The following is a 22,984-nucleotide window of genomic DNA, read 5'->3' as shown; positions in this document are numbered from 1 at the left end:
TTACTTCACAAAGGTGAAGTAAACTTAAAGGTAGCCTATTCTAAGAAATCCTTAAGACGCTTACTACGGCTTGGATGTCTTAATTTACGAAGTGCTTTTGCTTCAATTTGACGGATACGTTCTCTCGTTACGCCGAATACTTTCCCAACTTCTTCAAGCGTACGAGTTCGTCCATCATCTAAACCAAAACGAAGACGTAGAACATTTTCTTCACGATCTGTTAGTGTATCTAACACATCTTCTAACTGTTCTTTTAGCAATTCATACGCTGCATGGTCCGCAGGCGATGTTGCTTCTTGGTCTTCAATGAAATCACCTAAATGGGAGTCATCTTCTTCACCAATTGGTGTTTCAAGAGAAACTGGCTCCTGTGCAATTTTTAAGATTTCGCGTACTTTTTCTGGAGCAAGATCCATTTCTTCACCAATCTCTTCAGGAGATGGTTCGCGTCCTAAATCTTGTAATAATTGACGTTGTACACGAATTAACTTATTAATCGTTTCAACCATATGAACTGGGATACGAATTGTTCTTGCTTGGTCTGCAATCGCACGTGTAATTGCTTGGCGAATCCACCAAGTTGCATACGTACTAAATTTGAAACCTTTACGATAGTCGAACTTTTCAACCGCTTTAATTAGACCCATATTCCCTTCTTGGATTAAGTCTAAGAAAAGCATACCACGGCCCACGTAGCGCTTTGCAATACTTACTACAAGACGTAAGTTTGCTTCTGCAAGACGACGTTTCGCTTCTTCATCGCCTTCTTCAATACGCGTTGCAAGTCGAATTTCTTCTTCTGCAGATAGTAAATCTACACGACCAATTTCTTTTAAATACATACGAACGGGATCGTTGATTTTAACCCCTGGTGGTACACTTAAATCATTGAGGTCGAATTCTTCTTCCGATTTTGCTATTTGGCGATTATTAGGGCCTTCGTCGTTGTCATTGTCGCCAACTAAGTCAATCCCTTGTTCACCTAAATATTCATAGTATTCATCCATTTGATCGGATTCAATTTCAAATCCATTCATGCGTTCTGCAATCTCTTCATATGTAAGAACGCCACGTTTTTTTCCGAGCTCAGTGAGTTGTTCTTTCACTTGCTCAAGGGTCATTTCAGTTTCAATTTGTTTAGAACGAGCTGGTTTGTCAGCCATCTGTTCCCCTCCTTACGCGAGATACAAACATTCATTATACTAAAAATTTATCAAAAAAGCTATTTTCTCGCTTTTTGATTTTGTAAATATGCTACATAATATTTAGCAGCCTCTACAGGATCTGTTTTTTCCATTTGTTTTATCTTGAAGATGATTTCCATCTTTTCAAGTTTTTCTTGATGACGTCTAAGCGTCTCCAAATGGCCTTGTAACACTTCTTCTGTGTATTCTGGATTAATAAATTCATCCGTCGAAATATCAGTAATAATATTTTTCAACTTTTCATCAGAGAGCCAACTTAAAAATGTTCCGACTGAAGGTTCATTTCCCTTTTCATAATATGCGTATAGTTCATATAAAATCCCTTTATGTTCTTCTGTATGAAAATCTTCTATGTGTGATTCCATACGAACGGCCACTTCTGGACTTTGCAACATATGGTAAATAATTTCTCTTTCTGCCCTTTCAAAACCTGTTAACTTTGGTTTTGTTTGAACAATTTGAGACGGCTTAGAAACCTGCTTTACTTGTTTTTGCTGTACCTTTTGTTCTTTGCGATATTGGTGCAATTGATTCAAAAGTGTTTCCATTGAATACGAAAATTCTTGCGATAATGACTTCAAATATGATTCTGCCTGCATCGCATCTTGTAACAACGATAACTCTTTTAAAACACTTTTCACATACTCTTCTTTGCCAGACTCATCTTGCAAATTTTTCCCTAAACGCAAATAATTTATTTTAAAACCAACAAAACTTATACTTGATTTCACAAGATTTTCAAAAGCAGTTGTCCCATATTGTTGCACATATTCATCAGGATCAAGCTTATCTGGCAAGGATGTAACTTTCACTTGGCAACCAACTTGCAACAATAATTGCCCAGCTTTCATCGTTGCTTCTCGCCCTGCTTTATCACCATCATAGCAAAGAACAACAGTTTCAACGTTACGTCGCAGAAGTTTTGCTTGTTCTTCAGTTAAAGCTGTCCCCATTGTCGCAACAGCTTCTTCCACACCACTTTTCACCGCAGCTAGTACGTCAGCATATCCTTCAAAAAGAACCACTTGTCCACGTTTTCTAATAAACGGCCTTGCTTGGTGGAAGTTATACAACAATTTACTTTTGTGAAAAATTGGTGTTTCTGGGCTATTTAAATATTTCGGAGTATCGTCTCCTAATGCCCTTCCACTAAACGCTATCACTTTACCTTGTAACGTATAGATCGGAAACATAACTCTTCCACGGAAGCGATCATAATGACTACCATCTTTCTCGCTTCTTATGAGAAGACCAGCTTGTTCCATACTAGACAGCGATAAACCTCTTTTTTGTAAAATTTTCGTCGCTGCATCCCAAGCAGGTGATGCATAACCAATTTCAAACTTCTCAATCATCTCTTTTGTAATACCACGTTTTAACAAATACAAAAGTGCTTCATTTCCTTCTTCTGTATTTACTAATAAATGGTGATAATACTTTTTCAAAAGTTCATGAGCCTGTTGCATGATGACAGTGTCATCAGATATGTCTTCTTGTTGTCCTTGCCCTGATGTATACCCTGCAACCGCAATTCCATTTCTTTCACCTAGCTTTTGAACAGCCTCGGTAAAAGCCAGTCCTTCCATTTTCATTAGAAAAGAAAATACATTTCCACCTTCTCCACATCCGAAGCAATGAAAAATTTGCTTATCAGATGAAACAGAAAATGAAGGAGAATTCTCACCATGAAACGGACAAAGGCCGAAATAGTTACGCCCCTGTTTTCTAAGTTGAACGTATTCACCAATTACTTCGACAATATCGGATGACGTCCGAATCTGTTCAACAACTTCTTCGGGAATTCTGTTCCCCATAAATCCATCTCCGTGTCGTATTTTGTATTCGATATAAATTAAAAAATTCCTTTATAATTCGACAATATTTTTTCTAAACTTATTAGAAAGTGTTGCCGATCACGTTATCAAGCGATTTTTCAGACCTTTTCTGCGTAACTTCGCAGATACGTACCTACTATATAAAATTGTATCCATTTGCTCATCTGTTACAAATGCATCTTCTTTGAGACAATACATATGCACCTTTTCACAAGAAGACTAGCAAGCGCCCTATCCTATGTGATCACGAGATCTGTTTCTTTTACATGTTGATACATTTATAAATGTCATCTTGCACTTTTTCAGCATCTACATAGATCCAAATTCCCTTGCCGCTTCCTTAAACGATGAGCATATGATGTGACAAACAAAATTTCGACATGAAATTTCGTCCCAACTTGCACAATTTTCAGCATTCACAGTATGTGCATTTGCATCAACTAATACCATATTGATGTTTTGCATATTTCTGTATTCTACATCCCTTCTGCGAATCCTTCCATAATGTGCGTTTTCTTGTATAGATTTTGTCGATTTAACGTAATTACATGTCTTTTCGTAAATCCTATCCCTAGTTTATTCTGAAAAATTAAAGTCTAAACGTAAAATATAGGTTTTTATCACAATTTTTTATTATAATATATTTTCTTCAACTACGCTACATATCCCTTTATTTTTTCATCTTCTATTTTAGGATAACGAAACCCTGCCTGTAACATAATAAAAAGAGGGAAGAATATAAGTATAACCACTCCGCTATCATCTATTACGAAATCAGCAGGCACTGCTTTTCTCACGAGCGAAAAAAGCACATTCACCTTTGGTAAATGTGCTAAAACATTTTTTGGTTTTGCACTGCATTCACAATAATGTTAGCTGTTTCTTCAATCGCTTTGTTCGATACATCAATTACTTGACAATTTATTTTACTAACTACATTCTCAAAGTGATCAATTTCTTCTTTAATACGATTAATATTGGCATATGTTGCACCGTCACTTAGTCCAAGTGATTTCAATCGCTCTTTTCGAATATGATTCAACTTTTCTGGTGTAATTTTCAAACCAAAGCATTTTTCTTTAGCCACTTGATATAATTCTTCAGGCGGATCTACTTCTGGTACGAGTGGTACATTGGCAACTTTCAAACGTTTGTTATGAGCTAAATATTGAGAAAGTGGCGTTTTTGATGTACGCGAAATCCCAATTAGCACGATATCTGCTTTCAAAATACCACGTGCATCTCTACCATCATCATATTTTACCGCAAACTCAATCGCTTCAATCTTTTTAAAGTATTCTTCATCTAATCTACGAACAACACCTGGCTCATATCTCGGCACTTGCCCTGTAATTTCTTCAATTTGATCGATCAGAGGCCCGATAATATCATATGCCTCTACACCTTCTTTTGCAGCCTCTGTCACTAAATACTGGCGCATGTCAGGTTTTACTAACGTAAAACAAATAAGCGCTTGATTGCTCTTAGCAATCGAAATCACTTCTTTTAACGTCCCTGTATCTTCTACATACGGTACACGTCTAATATCAGGAGCAAATGGGAATTGACCCATTGCTGCTCGAACAACCAAATCAGCCGTTTCTCCTACAGAGTCAGATACGACATATACGATTTTATTATCCATTACATTACCTCACTTTAAACAAATTACACTTATTCGTTATTTACTAAGTTTACAAACGCACGTGTAATATTTGTTTTTGTAATTCGTCCAACCACTTCTAAACCTTGTTTCGTATCTTTTACAACTGGCATCGCATCAATCTGTCTTTCTATTAATTCCATCGCAATATCATATAAAGAATCTTCTCTACGACACATTGCAATGTTTGGCATCCTTGTCATGATAATATTAACCGGAAGAGAGGTTAAATCCTGCTTTCCTAAGCTAGCTCGTAATAAATCTTTACGAGATACAACGCCAACTAATAGAGTCGATTGATCTACAACGAATAATGTACCTACATCCTCTAAAAACATAGTACAAATCGCATCGTATACTGATACATTTTTATCAATTACAACTGGTCTAGATTGATAATCTTGTACTTTAATTTTCTTAACAGCTTCAGATAATAGCTGTCCCCCAGTTTTACCCGTATAAAAATAACCTACGCGTGGACGTGCTTCTAAATAACCAGCCATCGTTAAAATTGCTAAGTCTGGTCTTAGCGTGGCACGTGTTAATCCCAATTGCGCAGCAATTGACTCCCCTGTAATAGGACCGTGATCTTTTACAATCTGAATGATATGTTCTTGTCTTTTATTCAGCTCTATGATAATCACCACCTTTAATGCACAACGAAAAAAGTTATACTATCTCTTAAATATTATATACTAAATATGCTATTCGAAAAAGAAAGGATGTAAAAAGGACCGTATACGGTCCCAAATTATATTTGAAACTTATCAAGTTGTTCTAAGAAACGCCTTGATTTCAAATAAATTCCGCAATATTCATCATAATATGTATTCAATACTAAACGCATTTGTTTTTTTGTACTATCCTTCACTGATACATTGCCAAGTCTATGTAAATCGAAGTGGTAGAAAAGACGTAATAATTTATGAACGGCTTCCCCCACTGGTATACGATACTGGTCTTGTTCAGCATGACGCGAGCACAGAAAACCGCCTTCTCTGACAGAGAAGGCGACAAAATCTGTTTCTTGATGACAAATCGCACATGTATCAAAGTACGGGCGCATCCCTAATACTGGAAGCATTTTCGTTTGATAAATTAATGATAATACTTCTGGATCAACACCCTCACACATATAATGCAACGTTTGATATAACATTTCAAATAAATATGGATTATGTTTTTTATCTTCTGTTGCTTTATCAGTTAACTCAACAATAAATGATGCATAAGCAGTTAAAAATATATCCTCGCGAATTTCTTTCATAGTTGAAATAATCTCGCCTTGTTGCAAAGTTCCAAGTCCAGATCCCATTTGAATAAGAAAATGCCCATGTGTCATAAGTTGCGAAACAGATGCTAACCGGCTTTTCGGTTTTTTCGCCCCTCTTGCCATCGCACTTACCTTACCCAATTCTCTTGAGAATATTGTAACAATCTTGTTCGTTTCTCCGTAATCTGTCGTACGGATAACGATGCCCTCAACTTTTTGAAACATGTTCGTCACCATCCAAGGTTTGAACAAAACGGGTCAAGAAATTGGAGAGTCTAGATGCGCTAGCTCCTCGTCATGTTGATCCATCTCATCGTTTACGTCTTTTTCCATTTCTTTCAAAAGCAAATACGTCTCAATGCTTCCTGTTTTGGAGAAAAACTTCCAGGTAAAATCTAGCATAAGAATCCACCTTTCTCAATAAGCGTAGCCTATAAACCAATTTCCTTTGTTGTTATTAAATTGACCCATTTTGTCCATTTTCATGTGAGAAAAATTTTTCCTAATTTATCAAAACTCATAAAAACCAATAATCAGCGGATGAACAAAACATCCGCTGATTACAGCTTTACTCTATTTTAATACTCGTCTTCGCGGAAACCAAGGTCACGAAGCTGAGACATTTTATTTCGCCAATCTTTTTGCACTTTTACCCATACTTCTAAAAATACTTTAGAACCAAGTAATGCTTCAATATCAAAACGCGCTCGCTTACCGACTTCTTTTAACATCTTCCCTTGTTTTCCGATAATAATCCCTTTTTGCGACGGACGTTCCACAACAATCGTTGCATTGATATAAACTGCCCCGCCTTCGCGTTTTTGAATTGCATCGATAACAACAGCCACAGAATGCGGCACTTCTTCACGTGTTAAATGTAGTACTTTCTCACGAATAAGCTCTGCAATAATAAATCTCTCCGGATGATCCGTTACTTGATTATCTGGGTAGTATTGTGGTCCTTCTGGTAAATACTTTTTAATTGTTCCAATTAGAGCTTCCACGTTATTACCGTCTAATGCAGAAATTGGTACAATCTCTGCAAAATCATGTAATTTGCGATATTGATCGATTAACTCTAATAATTGTTCTGGGTGAACTTGGTCAATTTTATTAATAACTAAAAATACTGGTTGTTTCGTTTCTTTTAACTTCTCAATGATGAATTCCTCACCACGACCAAATCCTTCGACCGCATTCACCATAAACAGAACGATATCAACTTCTTTTAATGTCGTTTGCGCCATCTTCACCATAAAGTCGCCTAGTTTATGTTTCGGTTTATGTATTCCTGGTGTATCGATGAAAATTACTTGTGAATCATTTTCTGTATATACGCCTTGAATTTTATTACGAGTTGTTTGTGGCTTATCACTCATAATAGCAATCTTTTGGCCGATAATACGATTTAAAAATGTAGATTTCCCAACATTCGGTCTGCCAATAATAGAGACAAAACCTGATTTATAACCTTTTCTATTCATGTAAATCCTCCGCTAAAAATGCTCCTGGTAACAATTCTCCGACTGTTGTCTCTTGAACGTCACCATGTAAATTTGATAGGTATACTTTCGTATCCTGTTTACATAATTCTACCATAACTTGTCGACATGCTCCACAAGGAGGTACTGGACGTTTTGTATCCGCCACAATTGCGATAGCTGCAAACTCTTTATCTCCTTCAGAAACCGCCTTAAATAAAGCTGTTCTTTCTGCACAGTTACATAAACCATATGATGCATTCTCAACATTACATCCACGATATACTTTTCCATCCTGTGTTAATAATGCTGCGCCTACTTGAAATTTAGAATATGGTACGTACGCTTGTTTACGCGCTTCGATTGCTTCTTGAATTAATTGTTTACTATTCATATTCCCGCATCCTTCCTGTTCACAAATGTGAATAGATACACTCTCTCATAAAAGGCCTTTACGGCACTTCCAAAGCTTAATAAAGCTTTGGAATGCAACTATACCACATACGGTAAAAAGATAATAGCACCAATTATAACAGCTATTATCGCAAACAATAAAACCGCTCCCGCTGCGACATCCTTTGCAATTTTCGCAAACGGATGTATATCGGTAGTCGCTAAATCTACTGTTTTTTCCACAGCCGTATTTACCATCTCTAAACTCATTACAATTCCTATTACAACAAGTAGCACCATCCACTCTACCTTCGTAATATGGAAATAAAAGCCGCAGCATATAACAATGACTGCGGCTACATAATGAATTTTCATATTTCGTTCATGACGAAGACAAAAGAATACACCTGCTATAGCATATCCAAAACTATCTATAAGTTTTCCTTTTTTCATCGTCCTAATCCAAATGCTTCTAAAATTTCTTTTTGTCTTCCAAACATTTCTTTTTCATCCTCTTCTGTCATGTGGTCATAACCAAGCAAATGTAAAAAGCCATGTAACGCTAAAAAGCCAAGTTCACGATCAAAAGAATGTCCATACTCTTCAGCTTGTTCTTTCGCTCTCGGAATAGAAATAATAAGGTCACCTAACATACGTGGCATTTCTGCGCCCACAATTTCCATTTCCCCTTCTCCCATTTCTTCCATAGCAAAGGAAATGACATCAGTAGGCTGATCTTTATCTCGGTAATCACGATTAATCTCGCGAATCCGTTCATTATCTACAAATGTCACTGATACCTCCGCACCATCCTCTATTTTTTCCATTTGAGCTGCTTTTCCTAATATCTCACGAATTAAATTCACATATTCTTCTTTCACTTCTTCTGTTTCATCAATGAAATCAATTAATAAACTCATTCTTTCTCCTTTTCTTCCGGTAGTTCCGGATATGTAATACGCGAATGGAAAATACCATTTAACGTTTCACATAACGTTTTTCCAACGATTTGTAGTTCCTTAAATGTCAAATCACATTCACTAAATTGCCCATCTTGCAGGCGATCTTTAATAATACTTTGTACTAAATTATTAATTTGGTCTGGCGTTGGGTGATTCATAGAACGTACCGCCGCTTCAACACTATCAGCAATACCAACGATTGCCGATTCTTTAGAAGTTGCTTTTGATCCCGGATATCGGAACATCTCTTCTGTATATTTTTCTTTATCTTCTTTAATCGCTTTATAATAAAAATATTTAAGGAGCGTTGTACCATGGTGTTGTCCAGCAATATCAATAATTTCTTGCGGTATATGGTATTCTTCGAGCATTTTCACTCCATCTGTTACATGAGCAATGATAATATCTTTACTCGTCACAGGATCTAATTTATCATGCGGATTTTCAATTCCCATCTGGTTTTCAATAAAGAATTGCGGTTGTACTGTTTTTCCTACGTCATGATAATATGCCCCTACACGTGCTAATACACCATTTGCTCCAACAGCTTCACAAGCCGCCTCAGAGAGATTCGCTACCATTACACTATGATGATATGTTCCTGGCGCTTCTAACAAAATTCTACGCAAAAGTGGATGATTCGGACTTGATAGCTCCATAAGTTTCATGCTTGATACAATTCCAAGTCCACTTTCTAAATATGGTAATATTCCCATAGCCAGAACGGATGAGATAATTCCTGAAAGGGAAGCCATTAATAATTGCGTACCAATTTCAAGAGGTGAAAAATTCCCATTACGTAATAATAATAACGCCGCCAAGACGACTACATTTAAGATAGATACGAGTATACCAGCTTGCAAAATCATCGTACGGCGATTTTTTTCTCGTAAGAAAATACTCACTGATAATGAACTTAATAACACATAAATACCTACACTATAATTCAGTGTACTTGTTACTCCTTCATTAAACATAATACTTCCGCACACAGAAAAAATCATACTTGTTAAAAATACAAAGCGATCACCAATCATTAGTTTTACAAGTATGGTCCCCATCGCAACAGGGACGACATACGCAATTCCTGCATATTCAAGCTTTTGAAACAAACTAATAATTTTCATTAATACAATCGTGATAGACAAAATTGTAATATACGCTAAAATGTACGGTTTGTCCTCTCTTTTCCGCTGTAAAAATACTTCAAACTGCTTATGCATAAAGTATAGTAACACACCAATGAGCACCGCTAATCCAACATAAGGCTGAAAACTATTACCTTTCTCTAATAAACCGACTAATTTCAACTGATTATACATATCACTTGAAATTGTTTCACCTTCTCTAACAATAACTTGTCCTTGAAGAATATAAACAGGTGGAACTAAATCTTCTTCTGCTTTCTTCTTCTCTTTCGTTACAGCCGGATCATAGAAATAATTTGCTGTAATCGCATATGATCCTAGCGCATTCACAGCTTCTTTCAATCCGCTATTCACATTCAGGCTTTTCATTTCATTAACAAATCGCTCTTTCGCTGCCATTTCTTCGGACATTTTAATATTTCCACCCATGATAACGCTAACAGACGTTAAAGCCGCATTCTTTGCTAATTCTAATTGATCCGGTTCTGCATTAATAAAGTATAATAAATTCTCATCCGATAATTCCTTCGTTAAATTAGATGGCAACTTCTTCTTCAATTTTTCTAATTTATTAGCATCGGTCATCTTTTTTTGCTCTTCAGGTCCAGCAGCTTTCATCTCCTGAATTACTTCATTCACCTTAGCAAAAACATCATTTACAATATCTACTCTATTTTGTTTATATTCACTTCTATATGTATATTGATCCCCGACTTTTTGAGCGGCCTCTTGTTTTTTTCTGTCCGTTATAACCTTATCTTCAATTTTAATAGGAGAATGAATTGTTTTTTTCGCAATAGAATACATATCAACATCTAATTGCTCTGGTTTCACATTATTCAAAAGTGCAAAAAACAGCACTGCTCCTAATAAAACGTAAGAAATCCAACTTAGTTTTTTCGAATGTTGTAAATTACGAAACCACTTAGAAATTTCTTGAGATCTTAACATGATTTCAATACCTTCTCCTCTCCAGAAATAAAGTGAAACTATTTATAGCTTTCATTTCTTTTAGGTAACATTTTATACACCAGTACCTATAGTTTATTTCTCTTATCTTTTATGATAGTAAAAAATATGCTGTTCGCCAACCTTAATACAAAAAGAAATGATCCTGACAAATAGGATCATTCCATTTTATCATATGCCTCAATAATACGTTGCACCAGTGGATGCCTTACAACGTCCGTTTGTTCTAATGTAATGAATGAAAGACCTGATACACCAGATAAAATGTTAGAAGCTAGCGTAAGCCCTGATTTTACCCCTTTTGGTAAATCTACTTGTGAAGGATCCCCCGTAATAACCATTTTAGAACTAAAACCCAATCTTGTTAAAAACATTTTTATTTGTGCACCCGTTGTATTTTGCGCTTCATCTAAAATAACAAATGAATCATCGAGTGTACGCCCTCTCATATAAGCAAGAGGCGCGATTTCAATTACCCCTCGCTCCATCATACGCTGTGTATATTCTTGTCCAAGAATATCATGCAGAGCATCATACAACGGACGTAAGTATGGATCTACCTTCTCTTTCAAATCACCTGGTAAAAACCCTAAACTTTCTCCAGCTTCTACAGCTGGTCTCGTTAAAATGATTTTCTTTACATATCCTTGTTTTAAAGCTCTTACAGCCATTACTACAGCTAAGTATGTTTTCCCAGTCCCAGCAGGTCCTATTCCAAATACAATATCATTTTTCTTCATTGCATGAATATATCTTCTTTGCCCCATTGTTTTTACACGAATGGATTTACCTTTTGCCGTTTTAAAGATTTCTTCTTCATATAACTCTTCAAATTGAGCAATTTTCCCTTGTTGTGCGAGCTGAATTGCATACGCAACATCTCTTTCTGTAATTGATACACCTTTTCGAATAACAACAAGTAATTGCTGTAAGATTTTTTCTACAAGTGTCACAGTTTCAACTGCTCCAGATGCATGAACAGTTTCACCTCTAGTTACAATCGATACATTCAGTTCCCGTTCAATTACTTTCAAATGAGCATCATTGACTCCAAAAAGAGCGATTGCTTCGTTAGTATTTTCCAATTGTTGGTTCATTTCTACTAATTGTTCTGCCATTACTCAGTCTCCTTGAATATCGGATTCGGATATTGGTTGTGGCTCTGCAATATTTTCAATCACAGTATAATGCAGTGTGACTTTTAGTTGATCCGCCTCAACCTTTTTACTCAAAATCTTATCACTTACAATCATAGCATGTTCATCCAATTTTTTCTTTAGTTCTTTTTCAGCCATTTCTTTTGCTACTTTCATTGCCTGTTTTTCTGTATATTCTCGATTTGCCTCTTCCTCTTCCCGCACTATATCTTTTTCGTATGCAATCGGCAGTGTAAAACCAAATAATTTCACATCATGCTTTACACTTTCCGTACGAGAGCGTTTATACTTATCATGTTGAAATCCCCATATTTTTATTTTTGCACTCCCAAACGTAAGGTAATGCTCATTATATGCATTGCCAGTATATACTTGGAATTGTGTCTTTAGCGGCACATTCACATTAGATGTATACCAAGTTTCTCCATATACAATACCTTTCGCCGAAACAATCGTCGGACTCTCCTCATTACCGTATATCCCTGATACGAGAAGCTGCCCTTTTTCTACATGATCATTTTTTAGAACGACTGGTTTTCCTACTTCAACAAATGTTTTTGTAACAATCGCTTCTTTTTTCGCCACTAAATTTTGTGGCTTTTGTTCTTTTTCTTTTTTCGGCTCGTTTTTTTCAACAATTTTAAAATGGTACGTCGTTCCTCTTATTTCTAATCCTGCCCAAGTAATCGCATTAATATTGTCTGTCAAATGACGTTGTACATCTTCTACACTAGGCATTTGAAATTGCAATTTTCCTTTTTTAATACCCATTTTGTCCAATTCTTTCATTAATATATATTCTGTTTCAGGTTTCGCTCCTGAAATTTCAATCTTCCAAACCATATTCGATAATGCGATCATACCAAAAAAGAAAATTAAAAAACCAATTAAGAATCCACTATTCTTAATTAGACGCTTATTCCAAAAAGGGAAACCGTAACGCCCAATAAAATATAGTTTACATTCATTTTTTCTATAAATTGGCTTTATTTTTTTCACATCTCGCAATAGCATACAAAAAACTAACGTTTCTTCAGCAATTTTCTTAACGTCCCAAACTAATAATTTCCTACGCACACATTCATTAACAAATCGTTCCGCTCCTCTACCTTCAATTCGTACCTTTACATATCCAAGCCACTTTATAAACCATTTATTTTTCATCTACCACCTTCACTACCTTTCCAAAAGTAGACACTCTACTTTTCACTTTAATTAGCAAAATAGCTCGTACGAAAATGAAATAAAGAGTTTTATTTTCCATAAATAGCGGGATAAACTAAATAGTAGGGTCAAATCATTAGAATAAAGAAGAAAAACTTCACATACGGAAGTTTCCCTTACTTCTCTTTCTTTTCGTCTTCTAAAAATGTCACTTGCTCAATTATCCCTTCAAGCAAAAGTTCTTCTGGAAGGATTGTTTTAATAACAAAGGACTGCCCCTTAATTAATAACTGACCATGCTTTAGCAATAATCTTACTTCTTTATCTGAAAACACTAATAAACCTCGATGATTTTCTATATAGATATGCACTTGCCCAACAAGCGTGATCCGAGGTAGATCCATTAGCACATCCACTGGCAGGTCTATTTGCTTCGTTAACCAATTCTTCATTTGTTCTAATTTTTTCATCCCAAAAGACCCCCTCTCATCCCATATGTATGAAAAAAGAGCTTGTAATATCACGTCCAAACTGAAAAAAAGCATAAAAAAACGTCTCATAAGAAATGAGACGTTTTTTTATGCTAATAGCTGGATAACCAGCTTATTCACAAGCGATCCGTCTGTTTTACCTTTTACTTTCGGCATAACAGCAGTCATCACCTTACCCATATCTGCTTTAGAAGTCGCACCAACTTCAGAAATAACTTGCTTGATTACATCAACTAGTTCTTCTTCAGTTAATTGCTCCGGCAAATATGCGCTTAAAATCTGAATTTCACTTTGCAGTTTATTAACAAGGTCTTCACGACCAGCTTTTTTAAATTCAAGGAGGGAGTCCTTATGCTGTTTTACTTCACGAGCTAAAACTGTTAGTTCCTCTTCTTCAGTAAGAGTATGCTGTAGTTTAATACCTTCATTTTGTAAAGCAGCCTTAACCATACGAATGACGGTTAATTTTTCTTTTTGTTTATTCTTCATCGCTTGTTTCATATCATCGTTTAAACGACCGAGAAGACTCATAACTTACACCCTCTCTTAGAATTTACGCTTTCTTGCCGCTTCAGATTTCTTCTTACGTTTTACACTTGGTTTTTCATAAAACTCGCGCTTTCTTGCTTCAGCAAGTGTACCAGTTTTAGAAACCGATCTTTTAAAACGGCGAAGTGCATCCTCCAAAGACTCGTTTTTACGAACGACTGTTTTTGACATTCTCTTTCCCTCCCTCCGAAACATCACACTTACATACTAACTCCAGCATGCAAAAAGAAACACTTCTTCAGCATGTCTTTTACGATTATAATACATTTTATCACTTCAGGTCAACTATTTGGCAGAATAAAAGAAGAATAGATGCTCTTCCTTTTTTAAAACTATGTAGATAGCTGTTATCCTTTTCCCTGAAGACAACTATATTTTTGTCATTACACCTTTTTTCATGCAGGAACGTACGAAACAACTATTCATTTCGTACATTTTCAGTACTTAACTTCTCCACTAAAAAGAAAGCATGCAAATCGTTTCCGTTTGCATGCTTTTTTATCACGCTATTTGCCCTGCCACCCGATTGGCGAGGACTGATAATCAGCGAGGGATACCCCACTGATTAAAGTTTCACTTTATGCGCTTGCTGATTCTTTTTTCACATCATCTTCAAGAACACGAACAAATTGCGCTTCATTATATGGATAACCAGCTTTCGTAATTTTTACTTTCACTAGTTTACCAATTAATTCTTCTGATCCTTCAAATACAATTTTCAAATAGTTATCTGTATAACCTACATATAACCCTTCGCGGTCGCCCTCTTTAAATTGCTCTTCCGGAATGATTTCAAGTACTTCGCCTTCAAACTGTGACGCATACTCTTTCGCTAATTGATTAGATAGTTCAATTAAACGGTGAACACGATCGTTCTTTACATCTTCAGGAACTTGATCTTCCATGCGCGCTGCAGGTGTTCCTGTACGTTTTGAGTAAGGGAATACATGTAACTCAGAGAAGCGATTCTCTTTAATGAAATTGTATGTTTCCATGAATTCTTCTTCTGTTTCACCTGGGAAACCAACGATTACGTCCGATGTAATCGCAAGACCTGGTAACGCTTCTTTCAAACGATCTAAACGCTCTTGGAAGAATTCCATCGTATACTTACGACGCATACGTTTTAATACTGTATTAGATCCAGATTGCAACGGAATGTGTAAGTGACGTACAACTACTTCAGACTTATCTAACACTTCAATTACTTCATCTGAAATCTGACTCGCTTCAATAGAAGAAATACGAAGACGTTTTAATCCGCTGACTTCCGCTTCCATATCACGAAGTAATCCAGCTAAGTTATAATCTTTAATATCTTCACCGTACCCACCTGTATGAATACCTGTTAATACGATTTCTTTATAGCCTGCATCTACTAATTGCTGTGCTTGTTTAATAACTTCTTTCCCATCACGAGAACGCATTAAACCACGCGCCCAAGGAATAATACAGAATGTACAGAAGTTATTACAACCTTCTTGTATTTTTAAAGATGCACGTGTACGATCCGTGAAGTAAGGTACATCTAGTTCTTCGTATACACGTGTTTTCATAATGTTGCGGACAGCATTAATTGGCTGACGCTCTTTGCGGAATTCTTCGATGTATCCTAACATCTTTTCACGATCTTGTGTACCGACTACAATATCTACGCCTGGAATTGCCATAATTTCCGCTGGAGATGTTTGCGCATAACATCCAGTTACACAAATAACCGCATCCGGATTTTGACGAACAGCACGTCTAATAACTTGACGACTTTTCTTATCTCCCGTATTCGTTACTGTACACGTATTAATAACGTATACATCAGCTTTCTTTTCATATTCAGTTCTTTCATATCCACCTTGTTTAAACAATTGCCAAATGGCTTCTGTTTCATAGTGGTTTACTTTACAACCTAACGTATGGAACGCAACAGTTGACATTGATCATCACCCCATCAATTCAAAATGATACGAAGCAGCACTTAACGCGTATAACGGCGCCGTTTCTGTTCTTAAAATTCTTGGTCCTAAACTACATGGTACAAATTTATGTTCACGAAGCGCTGTAATCTCTTCCTCAGCTAAACCGCCTTCTGGGCCAAATACAATCAATAGCTTTTGACCTGGTTTCATCGTCGTTAAAGCTTTCGCAAAGTTAGATTTCTCGCCTTGTTTTGCTTCCTCTTCGTAAGCAACAAGACAAACATCATACTCACCACTCATCGAAAGCAATTGTTTAAATGATGCTGGAGCATGTACTTCTGGAACTTCACTTCTATGTGATTGTTCCGCAGCTTCTTTCACAATTTTTCTTAAACGCTCAACTTTTTTATCAGCTTTTTTCGCATCCCATTTTACGATAGAGCGAGATGCTTGAAATGGTAAGAATGCAGCCGCCCCAAGCTCAGTTCCTTTTTGGAAAATTAACTCGAGCTTGTCTCCTTTCGGCAGTCCACTTGCAATCGTCACGAAAACAGGAAGTTCACTTGACGTCTCTACCCATTCTACAATAGCCGTATTAATAAATTCACTGGTAATTTCATCAATTGAACATATTGCTGTTTTTCCGTTTACACAGCAATAAATGTGATCACCAGCTGACATACGCATCACTCTTGCGATATGATGTACGTCATCACCTACAATGCGAATACTTGTCTCATTTACATATTTCTCTTCTACAAAATAACGTTGCATATAATCACCTTAGTAGAGTTTCGTTCCTTTCGTAAGTCAACACTTACGAAAAGAACGAAACGTTATCATTTTTCATATAACAAACGGCAAGTCCCTCACCTTATAGTGAGAGACTCCCCTTTTCATTATAGACTAAAATCTATATTACGCATTTCGTGCAATAATTGCTACCCAATCTTCCATTCGTAACACTTCTTCAATTGTAAATCCGGCCTTTTCTAACGCTTCAGAAATTACTTTTTCCTTCGCAGCAATAATGCCCGATGTAATAAATAATCCACCTGACTTCACAACTCTCGCTGCATCTTCAGGGAATAATAGAATAATTTCTGCTAATAAGTTAGCTACGATTAAATCAACAGGACCTTCAATGCCTTCTAAAAGACTATTTTGTCCAACAGACACGATATCATCTGTTTTATTTAAACGTACATTCATTTCTGCACTTTCAACTGCAACCGGATCTAAATCATACGCTTGAACAGAAGACGCACCTAATTTTGCTGCTGCAATACTAAGTACACCAGAACCTGTTCCTACATCAATGACAGTGTCACCTGGCTGAACTGTTTTCTCTAAAGCACGAATACACATCGTTGTTGTTGGATGAGTTCCTGTTCCAAACGCCATACCTGGATCTAATTCAATAATTTTTTCTTCCGGAGAAGACGGTGTATATTCTTCCCACGTCGGCACAATTGTGAATGTATCAGAAATTTGTACTGGATGGTAATATTTTTTCCAAGCAGTAGCCCAATCTTCTTCATTGACTTCGTTAACGGTAATATTTCCAGTACCAATTTCGATGTCGTAAGATGGAAGCACATCAATAGATGATTTTACACCTGCAATCGTTTCATGTAAAGAATCCGTTTGCGGGAAATATGCTTTTATTAATACACCTTCCGCCGGATATTCATCTGGGTTCAATGCATAAATTTCACCGTATTGTTGCTCGCGCTCTTTCGTCAACTCCGCTGGATCCTCAATCGCAACTCCACTAGCACCAGCTTCATGTAAAATATGAGAGACAGCTTCCACTGCTTCTTCTGTTGTATGAATACTAATTTCTGACCATTCCACAATTTACCAACTCCATTTTTTATTTCCATTATTCCCCTTTGAAAGCACGTTTAAGCTTTCCAAATAAACTATCATCCTGCTCTTCTTGTCCCGCAAATTCACGCAATAAATCTTTTTGATGTGAAGTTAATTTCGTCGGTACAACAACACGAACGACTACATATTGATCTCCTTGACCGTATCCACGTACGTTCGGAGCACCTTTCCCTTTTAAGCGGAATTCTGTTCCTGTTTGTGTACCTGCTGGAATTTTCAGCTTCACTTTCCCATGAACAGTAGGAACTTCCACTTCAGCACCAAGTGCCATTTGCGCGAATGTTAATGGCATTTCGCAAATAATGTGATCTCCTTCACGTTCAAAGAATTCATGATCTCTTACATGAACAACAACATATAAATCTCCTGCCGGTCCGCCATTTACGCCCGCTTCACCTTTTCCAGATACACGGATTTGCTGACCATTATCGATACCTGCTGGAATTTTAACGTTGATTTTTTTACGTTTACGTACTTTACCAGAACCGTGGCATGTCGTACATTTTTCTTTAATCATTTGACCAGTTCCTGAACAATGACCACAAGCTTGACGGTTTACGATACGACCAAATGGTGTATTTTGTTCTACACTTACTTGCCCTGATCCTGAGCAATGTTTACATGTTTCTTTTGAAGTTCCTGGTTTTGCCCCGCTACCTTTACAAGTATCACATGGATCTTCTACTGGAATCTCGACATTTAATTCTTTACCAAAAATAGCTTCTTCAAAATCTAAAGTGACTTGATATTGTAAATCAGCACCTTGGCGCGGAGCATTTGGATCACGACGTCTGCCGCCACCGCCGCCAAAGAATGAACTAAAGATATCTTCAAAACCGAAACCACCGCCGAAGTCTCCTCCGCCGCCAAAGCCACCGAAGCCTTGATTAGCACCAGCATGACCAAATTGATCATATTGCGCGCGCTTTTGATCGTCGCTTAACACTTCGTATGCTTCTTGTACTTCTTTAAACTTTTCAATTGCATTTTCTTCTTTACTTACGTCTGGATGGTATTTTTTAGCCAAACGACGATACGCTTTTTTTATTTCATCTTTTGAAGCACCCTTGCTAAGTCCAAGGACCTCATAATAATCTCGTTTACTCATAAATTTACAACCCCCGAATCTTTCACATAAACGTAATTTTAACACCGAAAGAAAGTGCTTTGCAACAAAGTTTCCTCACTTACAGTATGCAAAGTAAAAAACTTAAGAACCTCACACTTTTCTTCTCATTCGTGAAAAAAGCCAAAGTCAAGGCACGCTTGACTTTGACTTTTTGTCATCTTACTTATTATGTTTACAGTTGAATTACTTGTCTTCTTTTACTTCTTCAAACTCAGCGTCAACTACATTGTCTTTCTTAGCGCCAGCATCTTGTGCTCCTTGCGCACCTTCTGCTTGCCCTGCAGCAGCTTGAGCTTGCTCGTATAATTTAACAGTTAATTGTTGTACGATTTCTTGTAAAGCGTCTTTTTTCGCACGGATTTCCTCAAGCTCGTTCTTTTCGATCGCAGCTTGTAATGCTTCTTTCGCTTCTGTTGCTTTCGCAACTTCAGCAGCATCCACTTTACCTTCTAAGTCTTTTACAACTTTATCTGTTTGGAATACAAGTTGGTCAGCTTCGTTACGAAGTTCAACTTCTTCCTTACGTTTTTGATCAGCATCAGCGTTCGCTTCTGCTTCTTTTACCATACGATCTACTTCTTCATCAGAAAGACCTGAAGAAGATTGGATTGTAATAGCTTGTTCTTTGCTTGTTCCTAGATCTTTCGCACGTACGTTAACGATACCGTTCGCATCAATATCGAATGTTACTTCGATTTGTGGAATACCACGTGGTGCTGGTGGGATATCTGTTAATTGGAAACGTCCTAACGTTTTGTTGTCAGCTGACATTGGACGCTCACCTTGTAATACATGAATATCTACTGCTGGTTGGTTATCAGCAGCTGTTGAGAATACTTGTGACTTACTTGTTGGAATTGTAGTGTTACGCTCGATTAATTTCGTGAACACGCCACCCATAGTTTCAATACCTAAAGAAAGTGGAGTTACGTCTAATAATAGTACGCCTTCTACATCACCAGTAAGTACACCACCTTGAACTGCAGCACCTAATGCTACAACTTCATCAGGGTTTACACCTTTATATGGTTCTTTACCAGTTTCACGTTTAATAGCTTCTTGTACAGCTGGGATACGAGTAGAACCACCAACAAGGATAACACGATCTAATTCACTTGCAGATAGACCAGCATCTTTTAAAGCACGACGAGTTGGCTCTAATGTTCTTTCAACAAGGTTTGCTGAAAGCTCTTCGAATTTCGCTCTTGTTAATGTTAATTCTAAATGTAATGGACCAGCAGCTCCAGCACTAATGAATGGTAATGAAATTTGTGTTTGTGTTACACCTGAAAGATCTTTTTTCGCTTTTTCAGCTGCATCTTTCAAACGTTGAAGTGCCATTTTATCTTGGCTTAAATCAATGTTATTTTCTTTTTTGAACTCAGCCACTAAGTGATCGATGATAACTTGGTCAAAGTCATCTCCACCAAGACGGTTGTCACCAGCAGTTGAAATAACTTCGAACGTTCCATCTGCTAACTCAAGGATAGATACGTCAAATGTACCGCCACCTAAGTCATATACTAAGATTTTTTGCTCTTCATCTTGTTTTTCTAAACCGTAAGCAAGGGCTGCTGCTGTTGGTTCGTTAATGATACGCTCAACTTCTAAACCAGCGATACGACCAGCATCTTTTGTTGCTTGACGTTCTGCATCGTTGAAGTATGCAGGTACTGTAATAACAGCTTTCGTTACTGTTTCACCCAAGTATGCTTCAGCAGAAGCTTTTAAGTTTTGTAAAATGATTGCAGAAATTTCTTGAGGTGTATATTCTTTACCTTCGATTTCTACTTTGTAGTCTGTACCCATATGACGTTTAACAGACATGATTGTATTTGGGTTTGTAATTGCTTGACGCTTTGCTACTTCCCCAACTTGACGTTCTTCATTTTTGAAAGCTACAACAGAAGGTGTTGTACGGTTTCCTTCTGGATTTGGGATAACCTTTGGTTCTCCACCTTCCATAACAGCTACACAAGAGTTTGTTGTACCTAAGTCAATACCGATAATTTTACTCATGGCGAATCCTCCTACTTTTATGTAAATTATTGATTTACTTTTACCATCGATGGGCGAATTACACGGTCTTTTAATTTATAACCTTTTTGGAATTCTTCCACAACCGCGTTTGATTCAAATTCGCTGTCTTCTACTTGCATAACAGCTTGGTGTTCATGAGGATCAAACTGTTTACCAACAGCTTCAATCGCTTCTACACCTTCTTTTGTCATCGCTTCTAACAATTGACGATATACCATTTCCATCCCTTGTAATAAGGACTTCATTTGCTCATCAGTTGCTTCCACTTGCATCGCTCTTTCAAAATTATCAAGAGCTGGCAAAATATCTGAAACAAGACTTTGTGCTCTATATTTTTCAGCAGCCTGTTTATCCATTTGAACACGGCGCTTATAATTTTCAAAATCTGCTTGTAGACGTAGCATACGGCCTTCCGTTTCCGTCAGTTTCGCTTGCAATTCATCTACCTTTTCTTGTAAAAGAGCAGCCTCACTTTTTTCTTCAACAGTTTCTTCGCTGTTTTCAGATGTTACGGCTTCTTCAACTTTTGCTTCTTTTACTTCTTCTTTCATTTCTTCTACAACTTGTTCGTTACGCTCTTCCACAATTTTCACCTCCTTAAAAGGTATTAGGTATCACGCATAGCATGATTACCTAAGCATAGTTATATATTACACACAGCGATGTATTGTTCATCACTTGAGCGCATGTATTCTTCTTTATTTTTTTAGTCCATTTGTAATTTGCCTTGTAAATAGCTGCAACAAACTAATTACACGAGAGTATTGCATTCTCGTTGGACCTAAAATTGCAATTGTTCCAAGCTGTTCTTCTCCAATCGAATATGTTGCAGAAATCAAACTACAATCTTCCATGGCTGTCGCAGAGTTTTCCCTACCAATTTTCACTTGAATACCTACTTGTTTATGACGCAAAATGTCATAAAACTCAGCTTCGTTATCAATCATCGTCAGCAAGGATCTTACTTTGTGAATGTCATGGAACTCTGGTTGCGAAAGCATATTTGCTTTTCCCCCAAAGTATATCTTTTCCGATAAAGGAACTTGAAATGTACCATCTAGCATTTTTATTGCACTATCGTAGTTATGAACATACCCGCGCAATACCGTAACAATCTCTTTAAAGATTTTATTATGGAGTTCCGACATTGGTACGCCTGATAGCTTTTCATTTAAAATATTAACCATTTTTTCTAAATCTGATAAATCAACAGATTCCGGAACGGTAATCGTTTTGCTTTGTACATGCCCTGTATCCGTTACAATAATAGCGACTGCAGTTTGACGATCAAGCGGTACAATTTGTACGTTTTTAAGTTTATTTGTGCTTAACTTCGGTCCAAGAACAATGGCTGTATAATTCGTAAGCTCTGATAAAATTTGAGCCGATTGCTGCGCAATCTTTTCTGCTTCAAAAATTCTTTCAGCAAATAAGTCTTTAATTTGTACAATTTCATCGTTCGGTAAGTTTTGCGGCGCTAAAAGATGATCTACATAAAATCGGTATCCTTTTTCAGAAGGAACACGTCCAGAAGAACTGTGCGTTTTTTCAATAAATCCTAGTTCCTCTAAATCAGCCATTTCATTTCGAATAGTAGCTGAACTAAATGTAATTTCATCTTTCTTAGCCAGCGTCCTTGACCCAACAGGTTGCGCTGATCCAATAAAGTCATCAATAATTGTTTGTAAAATTAAGAGCTGACGTTCCGTAAGCATCTCA

General features: G+C 36.9%; 23 protein-coding genes. All 23 read right to left on the bottom strand.

What is annotated here, in order from left to right:
• Window positions 1–35: 35 nt before the first annotated feature.
• A complete protein-coding gene (gene rpoD, locus ACZ76X_RS11285; protein ID WP_000764060.1) occupies window positions 36–1,163 on the bottom strand; it encodes an RNA polymerase sigma factor RpoD in 1,128 nt (375 codons plus the stop codon).
• A 59-nt stretch (window positions 1,164–1,222) separates the two neighbouring features.
• A complete protein-coding gene (dnaG, locus tag ACZ76X_RS11280; RefSeq protein WP_479850503.1) occupies window positions 1,223–3,019 on the bottom strand; it encodes a DNA primase in 1,797 nt (598 codons plus the stop codon).
• A gap of 853 nt (window positions 3,020–3,872) precedes the next feature.
• Window positions 3,873–4,685, bottom strand: coding sequence for a pyruvate, water dikinase regulatory protein (locus tag ACZ76X_RS11275; RefSeq protein WP_000368943.1), 813 nt, complete (start codon window positions 4,683–4,685; stop codon window positions 3,873–3,875).
• 29 nt (window positions 4,686–4,714) lie between these two features.
• On the bottom strand, window positions 4,715–5,347 hold the full coding sequence (ccpN, locus tag ACZ76X_RS11270) for a transcriptional regulator CcpN (RefSeq protein WP_000583759.1): 633 nt from the start codon (window positions 5,345–5,347) through the stop codon (window positions 4,715–4,717).
• A gap of 107 nt (window positions 5,348–5,454) precedes the next feature.
• Complete coding sequence (recO, locus tag ACZ76X_RS11265; protein ID WP_000487010.1) at window positions 5,455–6,201, bottom strand: DNA repair protein RecO; 747 nt, start codon at window positions 6,199–6,201, stop codon at window positions 5,455–5,457.
• 33 nt (window positions 6,202–6,234) lie between these two features.
• Window positions 6,235–6,378 carry a YqzL family protein gene (locus ACZ76X_RS11260; RefSeq protein WP_000883923.1) on the bottom strand — a complete coding sequence of 48 codons (144 nt, stop codon included), beginning with the start codon at window positions 6,376–6,378 and terminating at the stop codon, window positions 6,235–6,237.
• A gap of 176 nt (window positions 6,379–6,554) precedes the next feature.
• A complete protein-coding gene (gene era / locus ACZ76X_RS11255; RefSeq protein ID WP_001080241.1) occupies window positions 6,555–7,460 on the bottom strand; it encodes a GTPase Era in 906 nt (301 codons plus the stop codon).
• Window positions 7,453–7,851, bottom strand: a complete 399-nt coding sequence (locus ACZ76X_RS11250) for a cytidine deaminase (RefSeq protein ID WP_098127816.1) — start codon at window positions 7,849–7,851, stop codon at window positions 7,453–7,455. Before ACZ76X_RS11250 ends, era begins: the two co-directional genes overlap by 8 nt.
• Window positions 7,852–7,949: 98 nt before the next feature.
• Entirely contained in the window at window positions 7,950–8,303 is a 354-nt protein-coding gene (locus ACZ76X_RS11245) for a diacylglycerol kinase family protein (RefSeq protein WP_479850502.1), read from the bottom strand.
• Window positions 8,300–8,770, bottom strand: a complete 471-nt coding sequence (gene ybeY / locus ACZ76X_RS11240; RefSeq protein WP_098667272.1) for an rRNA maturation RNase YbeY — start codon at window positions 8,768–8,770, stop codon at window positions 8,300–8,302. Before ybeY ends, ACZ76X_RS11245 begins: the two co-directional genes overlap by 4 nt.
• Window positions 8,767–10,911, bottom strand: coding sequence for an HD family phosphohydrolase (locus tag ACZ76X_RS11235; protein WP_078417920.1), 2,145 nt, complete (start codon window positions 10,909–10,911; stop codon window positions 8,767–8,769). The genes ybeY and ACZ76X_RS11235 overlap by 4 nt, the downstream gene beginning before the upstream one ends.
• A 176-nt stretch (window positions 10,912–11,087) precedes the next feature.
• Window positions 11,088–12,047: a PhoH family protein gene (locus tag ACZ76X_RS11230; RefSeq protein ID WP_002194561.1), complete on the bottom strand. Its 960-nt coding sequence runs from the start codon at window positions 12,045–12,047 to the stop codon at window positions 11,088–11,090.
• A gap of 3 nt (window positions 12,048–12,050) precedes the next feature.
• Entirely contained in the window at window positions 12,051–13,250 is a 1,200-nt protein-coding gene (yqfD, locus tag ACZ76X_RS11225; RefSeq protein WP_098667270.1) for a sporulation protein YqfD, read from the bottom strand.
• A 176-nt stretch (window positions 13,251–13,426) separates the two neighbouring features.
• Complete coding sequence (gene yqfC, locus ACZ76X_RS11220) at window positions 13,427–13,720, bottom strand: sporulation protein YqfC (protein WP_000732265.1); 294 nt, start codon at window positions 13,718–13,720, stop codon at window positions 13,427–13,429.
• A gap of 108 nt (window positions 13,721–13,828) precedes the next feature.
• Entirely contained in the window at window positions 13,829–14,272 is a 444-nt protein-coding gene (locus tag ACZ76X_RS11215; RefSeq protein ID WP_000054573.1) for a GatB/YqeY domain-containing protein, read from the bottom strand.
• Window positions 14,273–14,287: 15 nt separating this feature from the next.
• Window positions 14,288–14,461 (bottom strand): 30S ribosomal protein S21, encoded by a 174-nt coding sequence (rpsU, locus tag ACZ76X_RS11210; protein ID WP_000048061.1) that lies wholly within the window; start codon window positions 14,459–14,461, stop codon window positions 14,288–14,290.
• Window positions 14,462–14,868: 407 nt separating this feature from the next.
• On the bottom strand, window positions 14,869–16,221 hold the full coding sequence (mtaB, locus tag ACZ76X_RS11205; protein WP_098760895.1) for a tRNA (N(6)-L-threonylcarbamoyladenosine(37)-C(2))-methylthiotransferase MtaB: 1,353 nt from the start codon (window positions 16,219–16,221) through the stop codon (window positions 14,869–14,871).
• A gap of 6 nt (window positions 16,222–16,227) precedes the next feature.
• Window positions 16,228–16,977, bottom strand: coding sequence for a 16S rRNA (uracil(1498)-N(3))-methyltransferase (locus ACZ76X_RS11200; protein WP_098667267.1), 750 nt, complete (start codon window positions 16,975–16,977; stop codon window positions 16,228–16,230).
• Window positions 16,978–17,121: 144 nt separating this feature from the next.
• Window positions 17,122–18,060: a 50S ribosomal protein L11 methyltransferase gene (prmA, locus tag ACZ76X_RS11195; protein WP_479850501.1), complete on the bottom strand. Its 939-nt coding sequence runs from the start codon at window positions 18,058–18,060 to the stop codon at window positions 17,122–17,124.
• 28 nt (window positions 18,061–18,088) lie between these two features.
• Window positions 18,089–19,204: a chaperone protein DnaJ gene (dnaJ, locus tag ACZ76X_RS11190; protein ID WP_071757255.1), complete on the bottom strand. Its 1,116-nt coding sequence runs from the start codon at window positions 19,202–19,204 to the stop codon at window positions 18,089–18,091.
• Window positions 19,205–19,408: 204 nt separating this feature from the next.
• A complete protein-coding gene (gene dnaK / locus ACZ76X_RS11185; RefSeq protein ID WP_000034690.1) occupies window positions 19,409–21,244 on the bottom strand; it encodes a chaperone protein DnaK in 1,836 nt (611 codons plus the stop codon).
• Between the two features lie 26 nt (window positions 21,245–21,270).
• Entirely contained in the window at window positions 21,271–21,849 is a 579-nt protein-coding gene (gene grpE / locus ACZ76X_RS11180; RefSeq protein ID WP_098667265.1) for a nucleotide exchange factor GrpE, read from the bottom strand.
• 114 nt (window positions 21,850–21,963) lie between these two features.
• On the bottom strand, window positions 21,964–22,980 hold the full coding sequence (gene hrcA / locus ACZ76X_RS11175; protein WP_479850500.1) for a heat-inducible transcriptional repressor HrcA: 1,017 nt from the start codon (window positions 22,978–22,980) through the stop codon (window positions 21,964–21,966).
• Window positions 22,981–22,984 lie beyond the last annotated feature (4 nt).

The sequence above is a fragment of the Bacillus sp. BC05(2025) genome (assembly GCF_056725905.1).
The sequence above is the reverse complement of the archived record's forward strand: the minus strand, read 5'-3'. Positions and strand labels throughout refer to the sequence as shown.